This window comes from Bordetella genomosp. 5 (assembly GCF_002261315.1).
In the GTDB taxonomy this organism is placed as follows: domain Bacteria; phylum Pseudomonadota; class Gammaproteobacteria; order Burkholderiales; family Burkholderiaceae_B; genus Bordetella.
Window position 1 is genome coordinate 646,497 of the sequence record NZ_NEVP01000006.1, and the last position, 19,131, is coordinate 665,627.

A 19,131-nucleotide genomic window follows, 5' to 3' on the forward strand; every position below is an offset into this window, starting at 1 on the left:
GCCGGCGGCGTGGCTTTCACGGCGCCGACCCTACTAGGAGGCTCGTCTTTCATAAAGGCGGTTTACCGTCTGGATCAGGCCACGCCGCGGAGGGCGAAACCGCCATCATCAGGATGGCGGCTTGTGCTGGCAAGACGCACGCCATGAGGGCGACGCATCTGACCGGGGCCTGCCCGGGCCGCACCGCGCATAGGCGCCGTGCCGGCATGGGACTGGACGGATTCCCGCAGTACTCTCTTTCTTACAGGACTCTGAATATTACCTGAAAAATCCTGCAGGTCCATGGCAGCGCGCACGCGCGGCCCGCCGGCATCCGCCCCGCCCCTTACGCATGGCGGCCGGCGGTGCGAACATCAGGCATGGCGGATGCGGGCGCCTCGCGCTTGAAATCGGTGTCCACACCACCATCTACCTCCCATGGTCAAGAGGGCGAGTTCATGAGATCGCGCGATTTTTCTACCTGGGTCTGGGGCGACGCGCTGGCGCTGCTTCAGCATGCGGAGCGAATGCAGCGTCAGCTGCTTCGCTGCACCGATGATGCGCACTGCTGGGAACCCGCAGTGGACATCATCGAAACCGACACCGACATCACGGTCATCCTGGCCGTGCCGGGCGTGTCGACCGACAACATCGTCGTTCGGTTCGACCCGGACGGCATCACCATTTCCGGCCTGCGGCCCTTCCCGGCCGCCTACCGCTCCCGCATCCATCGTCTGGAGATTCCGTATGGCCGCTTCGCGCGCCGTATCCGGCTCTCGCTGCATGCGCTCGAGCCAGTCACCCCGCAACTGCGGGACGGCTGCCTGATCCTTACCCTGAACAAACTGAGGGAGGCCCCATGACGGACCTGCGTACCCTGCCCGACGATGCCCGCATCATCATTCCGTTGCGCGACGCCGTGTTGTTTCCCGGCGTGCTGTCGCCCGTTACCGTGAGCCGCGGCATCTCCGTGGCCGCGGCCCAGGAAGCCGTGAAGGCCGAGCGCCCGGTCGGCTTCCTGCTGCAACGCGATCCTCAGAAAGACGTGGTGACGCCCGACGACCTCTATTGGGTCGGCACCGAGGGGCCGATCGCCCGCTACATCACGGGCCAGGACGGCGCGCATCATCTGCTCGTGCAAGGGCAGGCGCGCTTTCGCGTGCTCGAGTTCCTCGAAGGCTGGCCCTTCATGGTGGCGCGCGTGGCGCTCATCGAGGCGGCCGCCGACAGCGACAGCGAGATCGAGGCGCGCTTCCTGCAGCTCAAGCGCCAGGCGGCCGATGCGATCGCCCTGCTGCCCAATGTGCCCGACGAGCTCGCGGCCGTGGTGCAGGGCATCGAGTCGCCCGCCCTGCTGGCCGACATGGTTACCAATCTGATCGACATCAAGTCGGACATCAAGCAAGACATCCTCGAGACCTTCGATCTCGCGCGCCGCCTCGACAAGGTGATCACGCAGCTCGGCGCCCGCCTCGAGGTGCTGCGGCTGTCCAAAGAGATCGGCGAGCGCACGCGCGCGCAGTTCGACGAACGTCAGCGCGAGACGGTGCTGCGCGAACAGCTGCGCCAGATCCAGAAGGAGCTGGGCGACGCGGGCGACAACAGCGCGGAGCTCGAACAGCTCCAGGAAGCCATCGACAAGGCCGGCATGCCCGAAGACGTGCTCAAGCACACGCGCAAGGAGCTCGCGCGCCTGCAGCGCATGGGCGACACGAGCGGCGAGTACGCGATGCTGCGCACTTATCTCGAGTGGCTGACCGAGGTGCCCTGGAAGCCCGCGCCGCAGGAGCCCATCGATCTGGCGCAGGCGCGTGCCGTGCTCGATGAAGACCACTTCGGCCTCGACAAGATCAAGCGGCGCATCGTGGAGTATCTGGCGGTGCGCAAGCTCAATCCCTCGGGCCGCAGCCCGATCCTGTGCTTCGCGGGCCCGCCGGGCGTGGGCAAGACCTCGCTCGGCCAATCGATTGCGCGCGCAACCGGACGCGAGTTCCAGCGCGTGGCGCTGGGCGGCGTGCACGACGAAGCCGAGATCCGCGGCCATCGTCGCACCTATCTCGGCGCCCTGCCCGGCAACATCATCCAGGCGATGCGGCGCGCCGGCACGCGCAACGTCGTGCTGATGCTCGACGAAATCGACAAGCTCGGCGCGGGCGGCTTTCATGGCGACCCGGGCAGCGCGTTGCTGGAGGTGCTCGATCCGGAGCAGAACCACAAGTTCCGCGACAACTACCTCGGCGTGGACTACGACCTCTCGCAGGTGATGTTCATCTGCACGGCCAATGCGCTCGACACCATTCCGGGGCCGCTGCGCGACCGCATGGAGATCATCCAGCTGCCGGGCTATACCGAAGAAGAGAAGATCCAGATCGCACGCCGCTATCTGGTGGCGCGGCAGCGCGAGGCCAACGGCCTGAAGCCCGAGCAGGCCACGGTGACCGAGGCGGCCCTGGCCGGCATCGTGGGCGATTACACCCGCGAGGCCGGCGTGCGCAATCTCGAACGCGAGCTGGGCGCCGTGTTGCGCCACGCTGCCGTGGAGATCGCCGAAGGCAAGGCCACCGAGGTCACCATCGACGCGCCGGACCTGCCCGCCATTCTGGGCCCGCAGCGCTTCGAAAATGAAGTCGCGCTGCGCACCGCCGTGCCCGGCGTGGCGACGGGACTGGCCTGGACGCCGGTGGGTGGCGACATCCTCTTCATCGAAGCGAGCAAGACGCCCGGCAATGGCCGATTGATTCTGACGGGCCAGTTGGGCGACGTGATGAAGGAATCCGCCCAGGCCGCGCTCACGCTGGCCAAGACCTGGAGCGGCGACGCGATGGACAAGATCGACGTCCACATCCACGTGCCGGCGGGCGCCACGCCCAAGGACGGTCCGAGCGCCGGGGTGGCGATGTTCGTCGCGCTCGCTTCGCTGCTGTCGGATCGGCCCGTGAGCGCCAACGTGGCCATGACGGGCGAGGTCAGTCTGCGCGGCCTCGTCCTGCCGATCGGCGGCGTCAAGGAAAAGACCCTGGCCGCACTGCGGGCCGGCATCACGACCGTGATGCTGCCGCGGCGCAACGCCAAGGATCTGGACGACGTGCCCGCCGAAGCCCGCGCCAAGCTGCGCTTCGTGTTGCTGGATCGGGTCGAGGACGCCTTGCGCTGCGCCATCGATGGCGAGTGCGCGCCGGCGCCGGGCACGGCACCGGACGGCGCGGCGGCGGCGGCGCGTCAGCCCGAGCCCGCCGAGGCCCAGGCGCCCAAGCCGCACTGAAGCGCGCGGCGCCGTGGCCCGCCAGCATGGCGGCCCCTGCCCTCGTGGCCGGGGCCGCCTTTTCTTTACACCACCCGGAACCCGTGCGTGGCGTCGCGCGCGAGCTGGTCGACCAGCCCGTATTCCCAATCGAGATAGCCTTGCATGGCTTCGACCGGGTTGTCGGTGCCTTCGTACGGCCGGCGATAGCGATCGTCGGCCGGCGAGCGCCAGACCTGCGGTTCGCTGACCAGCGCGCCCCCCTGGGCGGTCCACGCATCGGTGCCGCCCTCGAGGATCGCCACCGGCACATCGATGGCATGGCGCGCCAGCGCGGCCGTGAGATCGGCCCAGGCATAGGCCGCCAACCGGCCGTCGCCGGAGGTCAGCACGACGCGCGTGGCTTGCGCCAGCCCCGGCGCGAGCGCGTCGAAGCCCGAACGTAGCGCGAACTCGGCCTGGGCGATATGCCCCTTGCGATACGTCAGGCTGGGCGCGAGATCGAGCAGGACGGTGCCCGGCTGCGCCAGCCAGTCGCGCAATTGATTCGGCGCGATGCGCGCCCGCGTGGCGCCCTCGGGCTCGGGCGGCAGCGTCTGCACCGGCGCGCCCACCGCGAGCGTCACGCCCGCGCGCTGCGCGTCGGCCGCGTCGAGCACATAGACATCCCAACCCATCTGCGCGAGCCACGATGCCGTCATGTCGGCGCGCACGCCCGCGTCTTCGTCGATGCCGTCCGTCAGCACGATGCGGGCGCCGCGGACGGGCACCACGTGATCGGTTTCCTGCACGAGCTGACCGCCCGGCGCGTTCGCGAAGCCGGGCAGATGGCCGGCCTCGTACAGCTCGGGCTGGCGCACGTCGAGTAAATAAAGGCCGCGGGCCGGGTCGCGCAGGGTGTCGAGCTCCGCCCAGGTCACGCGCTTCACGCCGGCGCGGTCGGCCACCTCGCGCGCGCGCAGGCGCGCCGTGTTGCGGTGGCCCGCATCGACCTCGGCGGGATGACGGCGCGATTGGCCGTGCTCGAGCGTGAGCCCGGCCAGCGTCCAGCCGATCGTGCCGTTGCGCAGCGCGAACACCGGATTGGGCAAACCGGCATTCACCAGCGACTGGGTGCCGATGATGCTGCGGGTGCGGCCCGCGCAATTCACGATCACCGTGGTGGCCGGATCCGGCGCGAGCTCGCGCACGCGCAGCACGAGCTCGGCGCCCGGCACGCTGGTGCTGCCCGGAATGTTCATCGTGTGATATTCGTCGTAGCGGCGCGCGTCGACCACCACCACGTCGGCGCCGCGCTCGAGCAGCGCGTGGACCTCCGGCGCGGGCAACGAAGGCGTGTGCCGGTGCGCCTCGACCAGTTCGCCGAACGACTTGCTCGGCACGTTGACGTCGCAGAACAGCTCGCCGCCGTCCGCCGCCCAGCCGGCCAGGCCGCCCGCCAGCAGACTGACTTCGGTGTAGCCCAGCTCGCGCAGACGCCGGGCGGCGCGGCGGGCCAGGCCCTCGCCGTTGTCGTAGACCACCACGGGCGTGTCCAGACGCGGAATGCGGCGCCAGGCCTGCAGCTCGATCTGCGAGTACGGCAGGTTGGCCGCGAACAGCGGATGCGACACCGCGAACGGCGCCTCTTCGCGCACGTCGAGCAGCGCGACCTCGCGGCCCGCGATCAGATCGGCCCGCACCGCCTGGGTGGCGCGCTGCGGGAACGCCCCCGGCTGCGCCGCGCCCCAGAGATTGGGCAGCGGGGCATCGCTGTAGCCCGAGATGAACGGCTTGATCTCGCCGGACTCGGTATAGACCGAGCGCCGGATGCTGCCGATATCGGCGCCGTACACATGGATGCTGATCGAGACCTGGTCGTTGTGCACATTGCTCACGCGGTGCACGTCGTGCCCGGGCGGCCAGACGGCCTCGACCTGACCGGGCACGAGCACCACGGGCGCGCCGTCCGCGATCCAGTTGCCTTGCGCGTCGCGCGCATAGCGTTGCGAGCGCTCGGCGCCGCGCAGCATGCCGATCAGGCCCCAGACCGTGTGATCGTGGACCGGCGTGGCCTGCCCCGGGCCCCAGACGAAGCTCACCACCGAAAAGCGCCCGCCCGGATCGGCATAGAGCAGATATTGCGCGTAGCGATCGGGCTGCGGTTGGGCGTAGGCGTCGGGCAGCCAGTCGTCGTGGCGCACCAGGTCGCGCAGCAGCGCGGCGCCCTGCGTCAGGGCGGCGTCGCGGTCCGCGCCCCCGGCGAGCAGATCCGAGAGGTCGGAGACGAAATCGCGCAGACGGTCCAGGCGCGGGGCCGGCGCGGCGGCGCCTTCGGTGGGGTTCGCTGACATATCTGGAGCTAGAGAGAGTGGAATTCGGTGAGAAAAAACCGTCCGAACCAGGTCTGTCCCGTAAAAAAACTGGAATGACCCCGGAAAAATGGCTCTTATTCGAGCATTAATCCCAAAGCCTGGCCCTTATATTCAGGCCAGCGCTGTCCGGCGGCGCGATCCTGACAGTATGCCAAACCATGGCAGCCATTCCTGCCCAGGGTCGCCCGATTATCGTCATATCGATATACCGTGCCTGCCGCCCGCCGCTTTGCGACCGGGCCGAGCGGGCCGGCCGGGCCTGCCCCATCCGTTGACCCGGGACGCCAGGCCCTCTGGCGCCCAGCCCTGTGTAGTTTGCGAGGAAAGCGTTGTGAGAAGGTATGCGTTGCCCCGTGCGGCCGGGAAACCGGCCTCGCGGCCTGCGGCATTCAGCCGTCTTTCAGTCCTGCCCGCGCCCGCGCGCGCCCTGACACGCCACGCGCTGTCCTGACTCCACACGCCAGCCTCGCGCGCAGATCCCGACATGAAAATAGTTGCGCTTAATTTGACTGCGGTGCATGCCATCGCCGCGGCCCCCGGGTCGCTGGGATTGGCAAAGTTTCTCTGTACCTTTCTTGCACGCCTGCGTGAACGCATCCAGTCGCTGATATTCGACTGGTTCGCGCGCTTGGAGATTCGCGCCCGACCGGATATAAATCTGGCAAAAGCCGCGCCCAGCCAGGCGCCACGCCATTCCAGCCCGGTTTCCGCCCTGGCTCAGGCGCGATCCTGCCGCTGGCCGGCCTATCGCGGTCACCGTATCGCACTCGGCGACAACACATGAACCGGCCCGCCATCCTCGTTCTCGAAGACCATCCCGTGCAGCGGCTGGTCATGGTGCGCGCCCTCGAGACGCTCGGACACTCGCGCATTCTCCAGGCCACGGAAGGCGAACAGGCGCTCGCCCGCCTCGCCGAACACGGCCCCGTCGACATCGTCATCTGTGACATCAAGCTGCCCGGCATGGACGGCACCGCCTTTCTGCGCGAGTCCAGCAAGCGCGGCCTGGTCAAATCGGTGATTCTGAGCAGCGACGTCAGCAGCGACCTCACGGCCGCCGTGCTGCACATGGCCAGCCTGTTCGGCATCCGCGTGCTGGGCGACCTCGGCAAGCCGCTCAAGCTCACCCGCCTCGAAACGCTGCTGCGTCGCTACGAGTCCGACGCGGACCAGCCGCCCGGCCAGGCCCCCGCCGCGCCGGTGTTCGTCCCCACCGCCGCCGACATTCAGGGCGGCCTCGGTCGGGGCGAGTTCATCCCCTACTTCCAGCCCAAATTCGACATCCGCACGCTCCAGCCCGCGGGCGCCGAGGTGTTGGCGCGCTGGAACCACCCCGAACACGGCATTCTGGGCCCGGGCGTCTTTCTCAATCAGGTCAAGGAGTGCGACGAGCTCGACCGCCTGACCTGGGCGCTGAGCGAGTCCGCCATGGCCCTGGCGGCGCGCGCGGTGATGAAGGGCCGCCCCGCCAGCCTGGCCATCAACGTCGAGACCAGTCAGCTGGCCTCGACCACGCTGCTGCCCACGCTCGAAGACTCGCTGTTGCGCCATGCCCTGCCGGCCACCGCGCTCACGATCGAAGTGACCGAGACGGGCCTGCTGGCCGCGCAGGCCACGACGCTCGAGACCCTCGTGCGGCTGCGCCTGCTGGGTTGCACCGTGGCGATCGACGATTTCGGTACGGGCTTCTCCTCGATGGAGCGGCTCTGCAACCTGCCCTTCAATCAGCTCAAGATCGACGCCTCGTTCGTGCGCCGGCTGCCCGGCGACTCGCGCAGCGAGAGCGTGATCGCGGCGACGCTGTCGCTGGCCGAAAGCCTGGGCATCGATGTGGTCGCCGAGGGCATCGAAACCGCGGAGCAGCGCCACGCCCTGCTCGACATGCGTTGCGCGCTGGGTCAGGGCTATTGGTATGCCCGGCCGATGTCCAGCGCCGACTATGAGTCCTGGCTGTTCAATCCCATGGCCGCCTGGACCTGATCGGCATACGGGCCGCCGGCCGACGCCGGCGGCCCGCGCTACCTGGGGGGTGAAAAGTCAAACATCTCTCTGACATTGCTCGTGGCGGGCCACCGCTCGGCGCTATCGTTACGTGTTGCCCGCGCTTCGCGCGCCGGCGTATCCGATCCGCCCCTCCCCCCGGCATGCACAACATCCTCATCATCGATGACCACCCCGTCACGCGCTACGCGCTGGGCGCCCTCCTTGCCCGCGAAGGCTATCTCGTCGCCGGCGAAGCCGCCGAGGGCCGCCACGGTCTGCAACTCGCCCACGAGCTCAAGCCCGATCTGGTTCTCGTCGATCTCGGCCTGCCGGGGCTCGACGGCCTCGAAGTGATCGCCCGGCTGCGGGCCCACGGCGCCACGCCCCGCATCCTGGTGCTGAGCTCGCTGCCCGCCGCCACTTACGCGCGCCGCTGCCTGCAGGCGGGCGCGCACGGCTTCGTCTCCAAAGAAGCCGACACCCGCGATCTGATCGCCGCGGTCCAGGCCATTCTTTGCGGGTACTGCTTTTTCCCGTCCGAGGCACTGTCCGCCGCCACCCTCGACCCGGTCCCCGACGACGCCAGTCTGCTCGCCCAGTTGTCCAACCGCGAGCTGGCCGTGCTCAAGCAGATCGCCCAGGGTGCCTCCAACAAAACCATCGCCGAAGCCCTGTGCCTGAGCAACAAGACCGTCAGCACCTACAAGGCGCGGCTGCTGGCCAAGCTCAACGCCAGCACGGCCTTCGAGCTGATGGAATTCGCGCAACGCACCGGGGTGAGCTGAGCATGCGCGCCGCACCGGCCCCCCTCGTCTTCGACCGCCGCCAGATACTGTCCTTGAGCGACGGCGACAAGGCGTTCACGCGCACCCTGCTCACGCGCCTGATGCAGACCAACCGGTCCGACATCCGTGCACTGCTCGCCTCGCACGCCGCGGGGTCCGCCCCGGCGGTGGCCGCGCGCGCGCACCGGATCCGGGGAGGCTGCTCCATCGTCGGCGCGGGCCGGGTCGCGGCCCAGGCCCTGCTGCTGGAATCCCACCTCGAAGCCCACGGGCTCGACGCCCGCAGCGGCCGCGCCGCCTGGCGCCTCGCGCGTCGCATCCTCGAGCTCGAGCGCGCCCTGCTGGCGTGGCTCGCGTCCTTACGCTAGGCCGCGCCGCGCGGGCATTGCCGCCGTCCGCACGCCGCCAGCGCCTCATCGCTCAGCTCGCGCCGCTCTAACCCCGCCGCTCGCGCTGCGCCGACCCACAAAAAAAGAGAGGCGGTGCTGTGCGCACCGCCTCTCTTCATCGTCGATCCGTGCGCCCCGGCACCGTGCCGGGGCGTGTCTCAGATCATCAGACGCCTTCGCGGGCCGGCACGGCCTGCGCCTGACGCGCCAGCTTGCGCGAGGCAAACCACTTGCCCAGGCCGATCACGATGATGACACCGGCCACTTCGGCGGCCAGCTTGGCCATGGTCGGGATTTCGCCGAAGCGGTTGGTGATGACCACGTCGGTGACCAGCATGCCGCCGGCAATCCAGCCCAGCAGACCGGCGCCGATCGTCACGACCATCGGGAAGCGATCGATCAGCTTCAGCACGATGGTGCTGCCCCAGATGATGATGGGCACGCTCACGACCAGACCGAAGATCACCAGGCCGAGCTGGTGGGCTTCGTCGGCGCCCTGCGCGGCGCCGGCAATGGCGATCACGTTGTCCAGGCTCATCACGAAGTCGGCCACGATGATGGTCTTGACCGCGGCCAGCACCGAGGTGCCGCCCTTGATGTTGCTATGCGCATCACCCTCGGGAATCAGCAGCTTCACACCGACCCACAGCAGCAGCAGCGCGCCCACGACCTTGAGGAACGGAATGGTCAGCAGCGTGAGGGCGAAGCCGATCAGCAGCACGCGCAGGCCGATGGCGCCGGCGGTGCCCCACAGGATCCCCTTCATGCGTTGCTTGGGTTCGAGGTTGCGGCAGGCCAGCGCGATCACCACCGCGTTGTCGCCGCCCAGCAGGATATCGATCAGGATGATCTGGAAAACAGCCGCCCAACTGAGCGTTTGCAAAAACTCAAGCACGTGAAAACTCCTGTGAACAGAGAACAAAAACAAAAACCCGACACGCCCGGCGGGAAACCGCCCCGCGAAACGCGCGTTTCAACCCCGTCGGGGCAGCGGGCGGGGTTGCCTACATCGGACGCACCAAGGCAAGCGAAAGCTGCCCGGCGACCTGCGCAAGATCGGTCTGGGGTTGATCGGTGGTGACGGCATAGGCCCATTCGCCCTGCTGCCAATAGGCGACGCCGGCCACACCGGCCTCCGTCACCCGCGACACGACGGGCGGCTGGTCCTCGCGGACCTCGGCCGCCTTGCCGGCAAAAATCGACAGCACGCCCAGGCCGCCGGCCTCGAGCGCGACTTCCACGCCGGGGCCGCTGCGCGACGGAAACACCTGCACGTCGCGCACTTGCCAGTCGTGCGGCAGCGCCGGCAGGCGAATGCCCGTGGTGCGCAGAATCTCGTCGGCATCCAGATAGGTGATGCGCGGCTGCGAATGCATGGTGGCGCGCATCTGCGCCGTGCGATGCGCAATCAGTGCGTCTTCGACGAAAGTGGGCACGTTCTGCGCCACCGCGAACCGCATGTCCGGATGCCACGCCCCATAGGCCATGTGGCCGGCCCAGCCGATCGCGAGCAGGATCGCGGCCACCGCGATATAACGCAGCCGCTCGACCCAGGCCAGGCGGTCCAGCCCCTGTTGCAGGTCGAGGGCGGTGCGCTCGCAGCGCATCGGCGTGTCGGCGGGCGGCGGCAAGGCGCAGCGCAGCGCGTCACGCACGCGCAGGTCGGCCATCACGCGCATGGCCTCTTCCGGGTTGTGCGACAGAAATTCCTCGACCTCGATCCGGCGTACCGGATCGAGCTGGTCGTCGACGTAGGCGTCGAGATCCAGATCGGTGATCGGCAAGGTTTCAGACATCGGTCCCTCCCACGACGCGCAGGCGGCGGGCGGTCTGGCCCGTGGCCTCGAACTCGCGCAAGGCGGCACGCGCCCGGCCCAGCCGGGACATCAAGGTGCCGACCGGCACATCCAGCACGCGCGCCGCTTCCTGATACGACAGGCCTTCGAGCGTGACCAGGTGCAGCGCCTCGCGCTGATCCAGCGGCAACTGATCGAAGGCGCGGCGGATCTGCTGCAGGCGAACGTGATGCTCCTGCGGCGCGGCCACGGCGGCGCTCTCGCTTTCCTCGCCGCTCCAGGACTCGACGTGCGCGGCCGCGTTGCGGGCCCGCCGCCATTCGCTCACGAACACGTTGTGCAGAATCGACATGAGCCACGCGCGCGGATTGCCGTTGCCCTCGGCGCGCCAGGTGTGCCGCCGCTCGTAAGCGCGGGCCAGCGCCTCCTGCACGAGGTCATCGGCATCGTGCGGATTGCGGGTCAGCGTGCGCGCATACGCCCGCAGGGCGGGCAGTTGGGCGGACACGGAGAATTCGGTCTGGGGCGCGGTCATATAGTCGTAGACGCCTGGCAAACGGCTTTAATCCGCTTTCAATCGCCTTTCTTACAATTTTCTGAATTCTAGCTGACTTCAGAGCGGGAAGTCGTCCGACGAAGGCCCTAAAATGCACCACCTTGGTGCATTTCGGCATGAATCGACCCGCGTCAGGCCCCTCGGTTGAAAGCTTGGCGGCCCGCCACCGTCGGCTTGACAGGCCGGCCCGCTCGGACCAAGGTAGGGTCTCCCCCAATCCCCGCCCCTGCCGCCATGCTGCAAGCGCCTGTCGCCCCGCCCGTCCCTCCCGTCTCGAGCGCGTCGTCCGCGCCCGATCCCCAGGCCGGCACCGCGGCGCGAGCGCCCGGCGGCGCGCAGGAAGCGGCCGCCGCCGCGCAGGCCGGCGGCGCGGGCCCGGGCGGCGTTCCTCCCACCGACATGCCCCCTGGCAGCACGTCGTCGGGCGGTTCCGACCCGGGCGGCGTGATGGGGCCATTCCAGTTCGCCGCGTTCCGGATGATCTGGATCGCCAATCTGTTCGCCAACTTCGGCGTCTGGGCGCAATCGGTGGCGGCCGCCTGGGTGATCACCGACGCCCCCGATACCAGCGCCGTGCTGGTGGCGATGATTCAGGTCGCGGCCGCCGTGCCGCTGGTCGTGCTCTCGATCGTGACAGGCGTGCTGGCCGACAACTACGACCGGCGCCGCATCATGCTGCTCGGCATGAGCGTGGAACTGGTGATCGGTCTGTCCATCACGGTGCTGGCCTTCCTCGGCCGTCTCGAGCCCGTGACGCTGATCGTGGCCACCTTCATCGTCTCCATTGGTGGCGCGGTCGTCACGCCGGCCTGGCAGGCGGCCGTGGGCGAGCAGGTGCCCAAGTCGTTCGTCGGACGCGCCGTCCTGCTCAACAGCGTCAACTACAACGTGGCCCGCGCCCTGGGCCCGGCCCTCGGCGGCGTGATGCTGGGCACCTTGGGCGCCCCCTGGGTGTTTCTGTTCAATTGCATCTGCTACGCGGCGCTGATCTGGGCGATCTGGCGCTGGCGCCGTGAGCTGCCGCGCCGCTCGCTGCCGCCCGAACGCATCGTCGAGGGCGTGGTCGCCGCGCTGCGTTTCACCGAGTTCTCCACGGTGACGCGCCTGGTCATGATGCGGGCCTTCATGTTCGGGATCTCGGCCAGCGCGCTATGGGCGTTGCTGCCCCTGCTGGCGCATGCGCACCCCGACGGCAGCGCATCGCTGTATGGCTACATGCTGGGCGCCCTGGGCGTGGGCGCCATCGGCGGCAGCGTGCTCATCGGACGGGTGCAACGCCGCGTCGGCGTGTCGCGGCTGGTGAGCGGCGCGGCCGCGCTGTTCGCGCTGTGTCTGATGCTGATGGGCCTGACCGACAACCTGGCCCTGGTGTTTCCGGCCCTGCTGGCGAGCGGCAGCTGCTGGATCGCGGTGCTGGCCACCTACAACACGACCGTGCAGCTGCTGGTGCCCGATTGGGTCAAGGCGCGCGCCCTGGCCCTCTATCAGACCGCCATCTTCGGCGGCCTGGCGCTGGGCTCGTTTGCCTGGGGCCACTTCGCCGGCACGATGGGGGTGCAGGGCGCCATGGGGGCCGCCGGCATCGCCCTGCTGGTGACCGTGCTGCTGCTGTATCGCTCGCGTCTGCCCGACCAGGCCGACGCGCGCACCCTGACCACCCTGCCCTCGACGCGCCCCGACGCCCCCGCCGACTTCGACCCGCATCACGGCGCGGTATTGCTCACCATCGAGTATCAGGTCGAGCCCGGCCGCGTGCCGGGCTTCGTCGCCGCGGCACGTTCGCTGCGGCTGATGCGGCTGCGCAATGGCGCCGACCAATGGCAGCTGTTTCGCGACCTCGAACAAGCCGGCGTCTGGCGCGAGGTGTTCGTGATCGGCTCGTGGATCCAGTATCTGCGCATGAACGACCGCATGACCCTGGCCGACCGCATGGTGCTCGATGCGGCGCAGGCTTTCCATGCCGGGCCGCAGCCTCCGCGCGTGACCCACGGGGTGAGCTATCTGGCCCTGGCGGCCATGCCGCAGGCCGGCCTGCGCGCCACGCCGATCCCGGTGGATGCGGAAGGCGGCTCGATACCGACACACACCGGCAGCCCGCTGACCGACTCGCCGCCGCCGGGGCCGGAGGCCCCGGACGACGGCACGCCGGCCCAGCCCCGACCCGCGGGCGTCTGACGCCGGCGGGCTGCCCCCGCCTCGAGGCTGGCTACCGCGCAAGGCCGGAGGCCGTGCCGCGCGGCGCGCGGCTAGTGGCGCACGGCTAGTGGCGCGCACTCCCTTACTCGCGCCGGGCGCTCACGGCAATCGCACTTTTGCGATGAAGTATTGCCGATTTATCGAACATCATGCATGATCGGCATTCGTTGGCCTGCGTCTTTTCCGCCGTGCCCACGCCCGCAAGACGACGCGTCTCCCGCGTCCAGATGTTCAGGTTTGGTCGGTTTGTCCGCCCCCGCGATACGGGTTTCGGATTGCATAAATCCTTCGGTTTTTATGTGAGCACCAAGATGGCCTGCATTCTGTTGCGCTTTGCCTCCCTGCCCGTTTGTGCCGCTCGCCGCGTTCGCCGCGGCCGCCCTCGCACGTCCGTCGCACCCGTTCGCTGACCACGTTTTCCCGCCGGCGCCCTCCTCGCGGGCGCCGGTCCGTGTGCGCGCGGCCACCGCGGCCGCGCATCCGTTCGTGGATCCCGCGCCACCGGCGCGCGCGTCCGCCGTTGCAAGCATGTCCTTTCGGAGAAGCAAGCATGAGCCAGCCGCACGATGTTCAGCTCCAGACGCCCTACGACCAGTTCAATATCAACGTGCCGGAGAACGAGTTTCCGCGCAATGGCATCAGCGCGCGGGCCGCGCAGGCCCTGGTGCTGAGCGACGAGTGGACCGACACCAATCCGATGCTCAACATGTCGTCGTTCGTCACCACCTTCGCCGAGCCCGAGGCGCAGGCGGTGGCGCACAAGAACATGTTCAAGAACTACATCGACCACGACATGTACCCGCAGCTCTTCGCCATGGAGCAGCGCATGGTGCGCTGGCTGCACGAGCTCTGGAACGGCCCGAAGAGCGTGGAACCCTACGGCACGGCCACCGTGGGCTCGTCGGAGGCGTGCATGCTGGCGGGCCTCGCGCACAAATGGAACTGGCGTCAGGCGCGCGAGAAGGCGGGCAAGGACGCGACCCGCCCCAATATGGTGACGGGCGGCAACGTGCAGATCGTCTGGAAGAAGTTCCTGCGGTACTTCGACGTCGAGCCGCGCATCGTGCCGCTCAAGCCCGGCCAATACACGCTCACCGCCGAGCAGCTCGACGAATACGTGGACGAGAACACGATCGCGGTGGTGGCCATCGCGGGCCAGACCTTCACCGGCGAGGACGACGACATCCAGGGCATCCACGACTGGCTCGACGCCTACGAAGCCCGTACCGGGATTTCGATTCCGATGCACATCGATGGCGCCTCGGGCGGCTTCGTGAACCCGTTCCTGTACCCCGACTACAAGTGGGATTTCCGCCTGCCGCGCGTGATGTCGATCAACGCGTCGGGCCATAAATATGGTCTGACGCCGCCGGGGCTGGGCTGGGTGGTGTTCCGCGAGCGCAAGATCTTCAACGAGGATCTTGTGTTCTACGTGAACTACCTCGGGGGCGAGATGCCCACGGCCACGCTCAACTTCAGCCGCAATTCATTCCAGGTGGCGGTGCAGTACTACCAGTTCCTGCGGCTGGGCTTCGATGGGTTCCGGCGCGTGATGCAGCGCACGCTGGACAACGCGGTGGCGCTGCGGCAAAAGCTGGTGGACAGCGGCTACTTCACCATCATGAACGACACGCAGCGCATCCCGGTGGTGGCGGTGACGCTGCACGACAAATACAAGAACTTCAACGAGTTCGACGTGTCGGCCAAGGTGCGCGAGAAAGGCTGGGTGATCTCGGCCTACAGCATGCCGCCCGACGCCGAGGAGGTGCGCAGCCTGCGCGTGGTACTGCGTCCGCACATCAACTACAACGTGTCGATGCTGCTGGCCAACGACATCATCAAGGCCTGCCAGTACCTCGAGCAACACGGGGGCTCGGCCACGCCACCCGAGCTGCACGGGCACCACGACGAACTCAAGACCAGCCCGGCCAAGTGCTGAGTCCGTACGACGTGGCACCCGCGTGCCGCGATCGATGAGCAAGCGGGCGCGCCGGCATGCGCGCGCCCGCTTGCGCATCGCCGGTTCCGCGTGGCGGCCTTCAGGCGAACGCCGCTCGACCCTCGACGCAAGGAGTTTTCATGACAGGGTTCATGCAATTCCTGGGGAACAACCCCTACATCCTGCTCTTCTTCACGATCGGCCTGTCGGTCTGGGTCGGCAAGTTTTCTTTCAAGGGCTATGGCCTCGGCTCGGTGGCCGCGGCCATCATCGTGGGCTGCCTGCTGGCCACCGCCGGCTCCACGTACGGCGTGAAGTTTCACCTCGATGACTTCGCCAAGTCGCTGCTCTACTACCTCTTCATGTATGGCGTGGGTCTGCGCGTGGGGCCGTCGTTTCTCAATGCCCTCAACAAGGATTCGATCAACTACGTGATCCTGGCCGTGATCGCCCCGGTGCTGGGCCTGGGCATCGTCGTCTGGGGCGCGGGCTTCTTCGGTCTGCCGCAGGGCGCGGCCGGCGGCATGCTGGCCGGGTCGCAGACCATGTCGGCGGCGATCGGGTCCGCCGAACAGGCCATCACGTCCGGCGCGCTGGCGCTGCAGCAGGGCATGACGCGCGAGCAGGTCGACGCGATGATCGCCCTCTCCTACGGCATCACCTACATCTGGGGCACGGTCGGCATCATTCTGCTGTGCAAATACCTGCCGCGCATCTGGGGCGTGGACGCCCGCAAGGCCGCCATCGAGTTCGAGAAATCGCATGGCGTGCCCAACGTCGACGATGCCGGCCTGACGGCCTTTCACCCCTTCGACGTGCGCGCCTACCGCGTCACCAACCCGGAGACGGCGGGCAAGACGATCAAGGCGTTCCGCGCACGCTTTCCGGAATACCAGGTGATCAACGTGGAGCGCGGCGAAGCCCTGCTGGGCGCCGACGAAACGCTCGTGCTGCAGACGGGCGACATCATCGCGCTGGGCGGCCGGCTCGAGTCGATGACGGCGAATATGGGCGTGGTCGGCCCCGAAGTGCCGGAGGCGCGCGCGCTCAACATCCCGCTCGACCAGGCCGAAATCCTGGTCATGAACAAGGCGGTGATCGACGTGCCGCTGAAGAACTTCCGCAACGGACCGCTGGCCGGCCAGATCCAGCTGCAGCGCATCGAGCGCGGCGGCGTGCCGTTGCCGATCGGCCTGGAGACCACGCTGCACAAGCGCGACGTGCTGTTCGTCAATGGCCTCAAGCCCGCGGTGGACAAGGCGGGTTCGATGTTCGGCGTGATCGCCCGGCACAGCACGGCCACCGACCTGCTCACGCTGTCGGCCGGCATGATCCTGGGCTTCCTGATCGGCCTGATCGAGTTCCCCGCCTTCGGCGCGATGGTGGGCCTGGGCAACGCGGGCGGTCTGCTGCTCTCGGGCATCATCGTGTCGTCGCTGTCCTCGCGGCTGCGCTTCTTCGGCAACACGCCGAACGCGGCCCGCAACATCCTCGAAGACCTCGGCCTGATCGGCTTCGTGGCCATCGTGGGCATCAACGCCGGTGCCGAGCTGCTCACCCAGTTGACCGGCATGATCGCGCTGAAGATCTTCGTGGTGGGCTTCCTGGCGTCGACCATTCCGCCCATCATCGTGTGGGCCATCGGCTTTCACATCATGAAGATCAACCCGGCCCTGCTGATGGGCGCCACGGCCGGCGCGCGCAGCCATTCGGGCCCGGCGCGCGAGGCCGCCAAGGAAGTGGGCTCGAGCGTGCCGTGGTTGAGCTTCCCGGTCGGCTATGCCGTCTCGGGCGTGCTGCTGACCGTGTTCGGCTACTTCGCCATGATGCTGTCGCACTGAGCGGCCGGCCGGGGCGGCGCGCGACGTGCCACCCCGGCCCGCGGCACGATCGAGCCGGCAACCCCCGGCGCGATCCGCGCCAGGGCACTGTCGTATCACCGCGCCAGCGCACGCCCCCCCTGCGCCGACCACGATCCGCGCTGCTTCCGCCCCCCCTTGCGCCGACCATTATCCGCGCTGCTTCCGCCATTTCCCGTCCGTCGCCGCGAACCGCTAAGATCAGGCTGTGTTACCGTGCGGACCGGCACACCGGCGCAACGGCGCACCGGCGCACCGGCGCGACGCGCGACGACGCAGCGTGCCACCGATCGAACCCCCCGATCACCGCTTCCGAACACCCGCCGCCCACGCGGCATCTCTAAGCAGGCCCGGCATGGAACTGAAACTGCCCTATCCGCCCACTCCCGAACACGCCCCCGATCTCGCGGGCGTGGTCGTCAACGTGGTCCGGAATATCGAAGGCGTGACCCTGGATTTCACGCCGGCCTCGCTGCGCGTGATCGACGGCCTGATCCAGGATTTTCATGCGAGCGGCAATAGCGCCGCGGCCGTGCGCAATACGGTGTTTTTGTTCGGCTGTTATGCCGGCGAAGTGATCGTGCGCCATCTGCATGCGCGCTGGGCCCACGCGTCCACCTCGCCGCTGGGCAAGGGCGAGGCCAGCGGCGGCGTGCCGCTGGTGCTGCAGATGCCGGGCGGCACCTGGATCAGCCCCATCGCGAAGGCCTACAGCCAGCTCGCCAATGGCGCCGAAGACAATCTCTCGTTCTTCTACCACGTGCTCGCCGCCGAGAGCGGCCAGGCCGAACCGCTGCGCGCCCGCCGCATTCGTCCGTCCTGAACCTGGCGATGGGCGGTCCAACGGGCCGTCCCTTTCTGCCAAGGCGCCTGGCCTCCGACCCCGCGTCGGCGGCGGTTCTTTAAAGCACCGCCTTGCGCGTGCCCGGCGCCACCTCGCGCGGCAGCTCCACGCGGAACGACGTGATGCCGTCGCGCGAGCCCGCTTCGATGCAGCCCCCGTGCGTGATCACGATCTGCTGCGCGATGAACAGACCCAATCCCAGACCCTGATGCTCGCCCGGGCGGCGCTCGCCGCCGCGGAACGGGTTGAACAGGTGCGGCAGCAGGTCGGGCGGGATGGTGCCGCCGTTGCTGACCGTCACCGTGACACGGTCGATCGCGCCGCCATCGATCTGCACCCGTACAGGCACGGCCGGATCGCCGTGATGGATCGCGTTGCCCACCAGATTGGCCAGCACCTGGCACATGCGCTCGCCGTCCCAGGTGCCGAGCGGATTGCCGTCGAGGTGCATTTCGATGAGCCGGTCCGGATGCCCGGTCTGGACTTCGTCGAGGGTGCGCTGCACCAGCGTCTGCATGCTCAGGCGCGTGGGGGTGACCGTCAGGCCACCGGTCTGGCGGATGCGGGTCACGTCCAGCAGGTCCTCGATCATGCGCGCCATGCGTTCGCTGCTCTGAAGCATGCGTCCGGCGATGCTGCTCACGCGCGCCGCGTCGATCTGGCGCTGCAGCAGCGTCGCCGCGATCGTGATGGACTGCAGCGGCGTGCGCAGGTCGTGACTCAGCACGGCCATGAACATTTCATTGACCCGCAGCGCCTCGGTGCGCTCCTGCAGTTGCTGCGCCAGGGCGCGCTTGCGCTCGTGCAGCTCGAAAAACACGTTCGCCTTGGTGCTCAACATGTACGGATCGATGGGCTTGTACAGAAAGTCCACCGCGCCGGTCTCGTAACCGCGGAACTGCCAGTTGTGCTCGCGCGAACCCGCCGTCATGAAAATGAGCGGGATATGACGGGTGCGCTCGCTGCCGCGGATCAGCTCGGCCAGCTCGAAGCCGTTCATCTCGGGCATCTGCACATCGAGCAGCGCCAGCGCCACATCACCGTGGTTGAGCAGCAGCTCGAGCGCTTCGGATCCCGACTGCGCCTTCAGCACCTGCACCCGGTCGTTCTCGAGCAGGGCCTGCAGCGCGACCAGGTTTTCCGGGACGTCGTCGACCAGCAGGCACTTGATGCGGTCGTCGGTGGTCGTGTCGGGCGAAGAGATCATGGT

Annotated in this window: 15 protein-coding genes and 1 pseudogene; 10 read left to right on the top strand and 6 right to left on the bottom strand. The window is 68.3% G+C overall.

The features are described from left to right. Nucleotides 1-437: 437 nt before the first annotated feature. Nucleotides 438-842 carry an Hsp20/alpha crystallin family protein gene (locus CAL25_RS11700; RefSeq protein ID WP_094800117.1) on the top strand — a complete coding sequence of 135 codons (405 nt, stop codon included), beginning with the start codon at nucleotides 438-440 and terminating at the stop codon, nucleotides 840-842. Then, nucleotides 839-3,241: an endopeptidase La gene (gene lon / locus CAL25_RS11705; protein WP_094800118.1), complete on the top strand. Its 2,403-nt coding sequence runs from the start codon at nucleotides 839-841 to the stop codon at nucleotides 3,239-3,241. Before CAL25_RS11700 ends, lon begins: the two co-directional genes overlap by 4 nt. A gap of 65 nt (nucleotides 3,242-3,306) precedes the next feature. On the opposite strand, the gene CAL25_RS11710 is transcribed toward lon, so the two are convergent. Continuing rightward, nucleotides 3,307-4,962: a rhodanese-like domain-containing protein gene (locus CAL25_RS11710; RefSeq protein ID WP_249279045.1), complete on the bottom strand. Its 1,656-nt coding sequence runs from the start codon at nucleotides 4,960-4,962 to the stop codon at nucleotides 3,307-3,309. Nucleotides 4,963-5,040: 78 nt separating this feature from the next. Further along, nucleotides 5,041-5,553, bottom strand: a pseudogene (locus CAL25_RS24385) (cysteine dioxygenase); the annotation flags it as partial. Nucleotides 5,554-6,058: 505 nt separating this feature from the next. Here CAL25_RS24385 and CAL25_RS24040 point away from each other — a divergent pair. From CAL25_RS24040 to CAL25_RS11725, 4 genes are all read left to right on the top strand, one after another. Continuing rightward, the gene (locus tag CAL25_RS24040) at nucleotides 6,059-6,358 is read left to right on the top strand and encodes a hypothetical protein (protein WP_141217922.1); all 300 of its coding nucleotides are present in this window, start codon (nucleotides 6,059-6,061) and stop codon (nucleotides 6,356-6,358) included. After that, complete coding sequence (locus tag CAL25_RS11715) at nucleotides 6,355-7,554, top strand: EAL domain-containing response regulator (RefSeq protein ID WP_094800120.1); 1,200 nt, start codon at nucleotides 6,355-6,357, stop codon at nucleotides 7,552-7,554. Before CAL25_RS24040 ends, CAL25_RS11715 begins: the two co-directional genes overlap by 4 nt. Before the next feature lie 164 nt (nucleotides 7,555-7,718). Beyond that, complete coding sequence (locus tag CAL25_RS11720) at nucleotides 7,719-8,342, top strand: response regulator transcription factor (RefSeq protein WP_094800121.1); 624 nt, start codon at nucleotides 7,719-7,721, stop codon at nucleotides 8,340-8,342. A gap of 53 nt (nucleotides 8,343-8,395) precedes the next feature. Continuing rightward, the gene (locus tag CAL25_RS11725) at nucleotides 8,396-8,710 is read left to right on the top strand and encodes an Hpt domain-containing protein (RefSeq protein WP_170948469.1); all 315 of its coding nucleotides are present in this window, start codon (nucleotides 8,396-8,398) and stop codon (nucleotides 8,708-8,710) included. Between the two features lie 187 nt (nucleotides 8,711-8,897). Here the strand turns inward: CAL25_RS11725 and CAL25_RS11730 are convergent, their stop codons facing one another. From CAL25_RS11730 to CAL25_RS11740, 3 genes are all read right to left on the bottom strand, one after another. Next, entirely contained in the window at nucleotides 8,898-9,626 is a 729-nt protein-coding gene (locus CAL25_RS11730) for a TerC family protein (RefSeq protein ID WP_094800123.1), read from the bottom strand. Between the two features lie 109 nt (nucleotides 9,627-9,735). Continuing rightward, on the bottom strand, nucleotides 9,736-10,527 hold the full coding sequence (locus CAL25_RS11735; protein WP_249279029.1) for an anti-sigma factor family protein: 792 nt from the start codon (nucleotides 10,525-10,527) through the stop codon (nucleotides 9,736-9,738). After that, nucleotides 10,520-11,062, bottom strand: coding sequence for a sigma-70 family RNA polymerase sigma factor (locus CAL25_RS11740; RefSeq protein WP_094800124.1), 543 nt, complete (start codon nucleotides 11,060-11,062; stop codon nucleotides 10,520-10,522). Before CAL25_RS11740 ends, CAL25_RS11735 begins: the two co-directional genes overlap by 8 nt. Nucleotides 11,063-11,482: 420 nt before the next feature. Here CAL25_RS11740 and CAL25_RS11745 point away from each other — a divergent pair, with 420 nt between their 5' ends. The 4 genes from CAL25_RS11745 (at nucleotide 11,483) to CAL25_RS11760 (ending at nucleotide 17,900) form a co-directional block, all read left to right on the top strand. Then, complete coding sequence (locus CAL25_RS11745; protein WP_094800284.1) at nucleotides 11,483-13,258, top strand: MFS transporter; 1,776 nt, start codon at nucleotides 11,483-11,485, stop codon at nucleotides 13,256-13,258. A gap of 571 nt (nucleotides 13,259-13,829) precedes the next feature. Then, entirely contained in the window at nucleotides 13,830-15,218 is a 1,389-nt protein-coding gene (locus CAL25_RS11750; protein WP_094800125.1) for a glutamate decarboxylase, read from the top strand. A 140-nt stretch (nucleotides 15,219-15,358) separates the two neighbouring features. Beyond that, the gene (locus CAL25_RS11755) at nucleotides 15,359-17,059 is read left to right on the top strand and encodes an aspartate:alanine exchanger family transporter (RefSeq protein WP_094800126.1); all 1,701 of its coding nucleotides are present in this window, start codon (nucleotides 15,359-15,361) and stop codon (nucleotides 17,057-17,059) included. A 373-nt stretch (nucleotides 17,060-17,432) separates the two neighbouring features. Then, nucleotides 17,433-17,900: a hypothetical protein gene (locus CAL25_RS11760; RefSeq protein ID WP_094800127.1), complete on the top strand. Its 468-nt coding sequence runs from the start codon at nucleotides 17,433-17,435 to the stop codon at nucleotides 17,898-17,900. A gap of 79 nt (nucleotides 17,901-17,979) precedes the next feature. On the opposite strand, the gene CAL25_RS11765 is transcribed toward CAL25_RS11760, so the two are convergent. Further along, nucleotides 17,980-19,128: a hybrid sensor histidine kinase/response regulator gene (locus CAL25_RS11765; protein ID WP_094800128.1), complete on the bottom strand. Its 1,149-nt coding sequence runs from the start codon at nucleotides 19,126-19,128 to the stop codon at nucleotides 17,980-17,982. Nucleotides 19,129-19,131: the final 3 nt, after the last annotated feature.

Coding starts and splice junctions, on each gene's coding strand:
- CAL25_RS11700 (WP_094800117.1), top strand. CDS start 438: ATGAGATCGCGCGATTTTTCTACCTGGGTCTGGGGCGACGCGCTGGCG.
- lon (WP_094800118.1), top strand. CDS start 839: ATGACGGACCTGCGTACCCTGCCCGACGATGCCCGCATCATCATTCCG.
- CAL25_RS24040 (WP_141217922.1), top strand. CDS start 6,059: ATGAAAATAGTTGCGCTTAATTTGACTGCGGTGCATGCCATCGCCGCG.
- CAL25_RS11715 (WP_094800120.1), top strand. CDS start 6,355: ATGAACCGGCCCGCCATCCTCGTTCTCGAAGACCATCCCGTGCAGCGG.
- CAL25_RS11720 (WP_094800121.1), top strand. CDS start 7,719: ATGCACAACATCCTCATCATCGATGACCACCCCGTCACGCGCTACGCG.
- CAL25_RS11735 (WP_249279029.1), bottom strand. CDS start 10,527: ATGTCTGAAACCTTGCCGATCACCGATCTGGATCTCGACGCCTACGTC.
- CAL25_RS11740 (WP_094800124.1), bottom strand. CDS start 11,062: ATGACCGCGCCCCAGACCGAATTCTCCGTGTCCGCCCAACTGCCCGCC.
- CAL25_RS11745 (WP_094800284.1), top strand. CDS start 11,483: ATGCCCCCTGGCAGCACGTCGTCGGGCGGTTCCGACCCGGGCGGCGTG.
- CAL25_RS11750 (WP_094800125.1), top strand. CDS start 13,830: ATGAGCCAGCCGCACGATGTTCAGCTCCAGACGCCCTACGACCAGTTC.
- CAL25_RS11755 (WP_094800126.1), top strand. CDS start 15,359: ATGACAGGGTTCATGCAATTCCTGGGGAACAACCCCTACATCCTGCTC.
- CAL25_RS11760 (WP_094800127.1), top strand. CDS start 17,433: ATGGAACTGAAACTGCCCTATCCGCCCACTCCCGAACACGCCCCCGAT.
- CAL25_RS11765 (WP_094800128.1), bottom strand. CDS start 19,128: ATGATCTCTTCGCCCGACACGACCACCGACGACCGCATCAAGTGCCTG.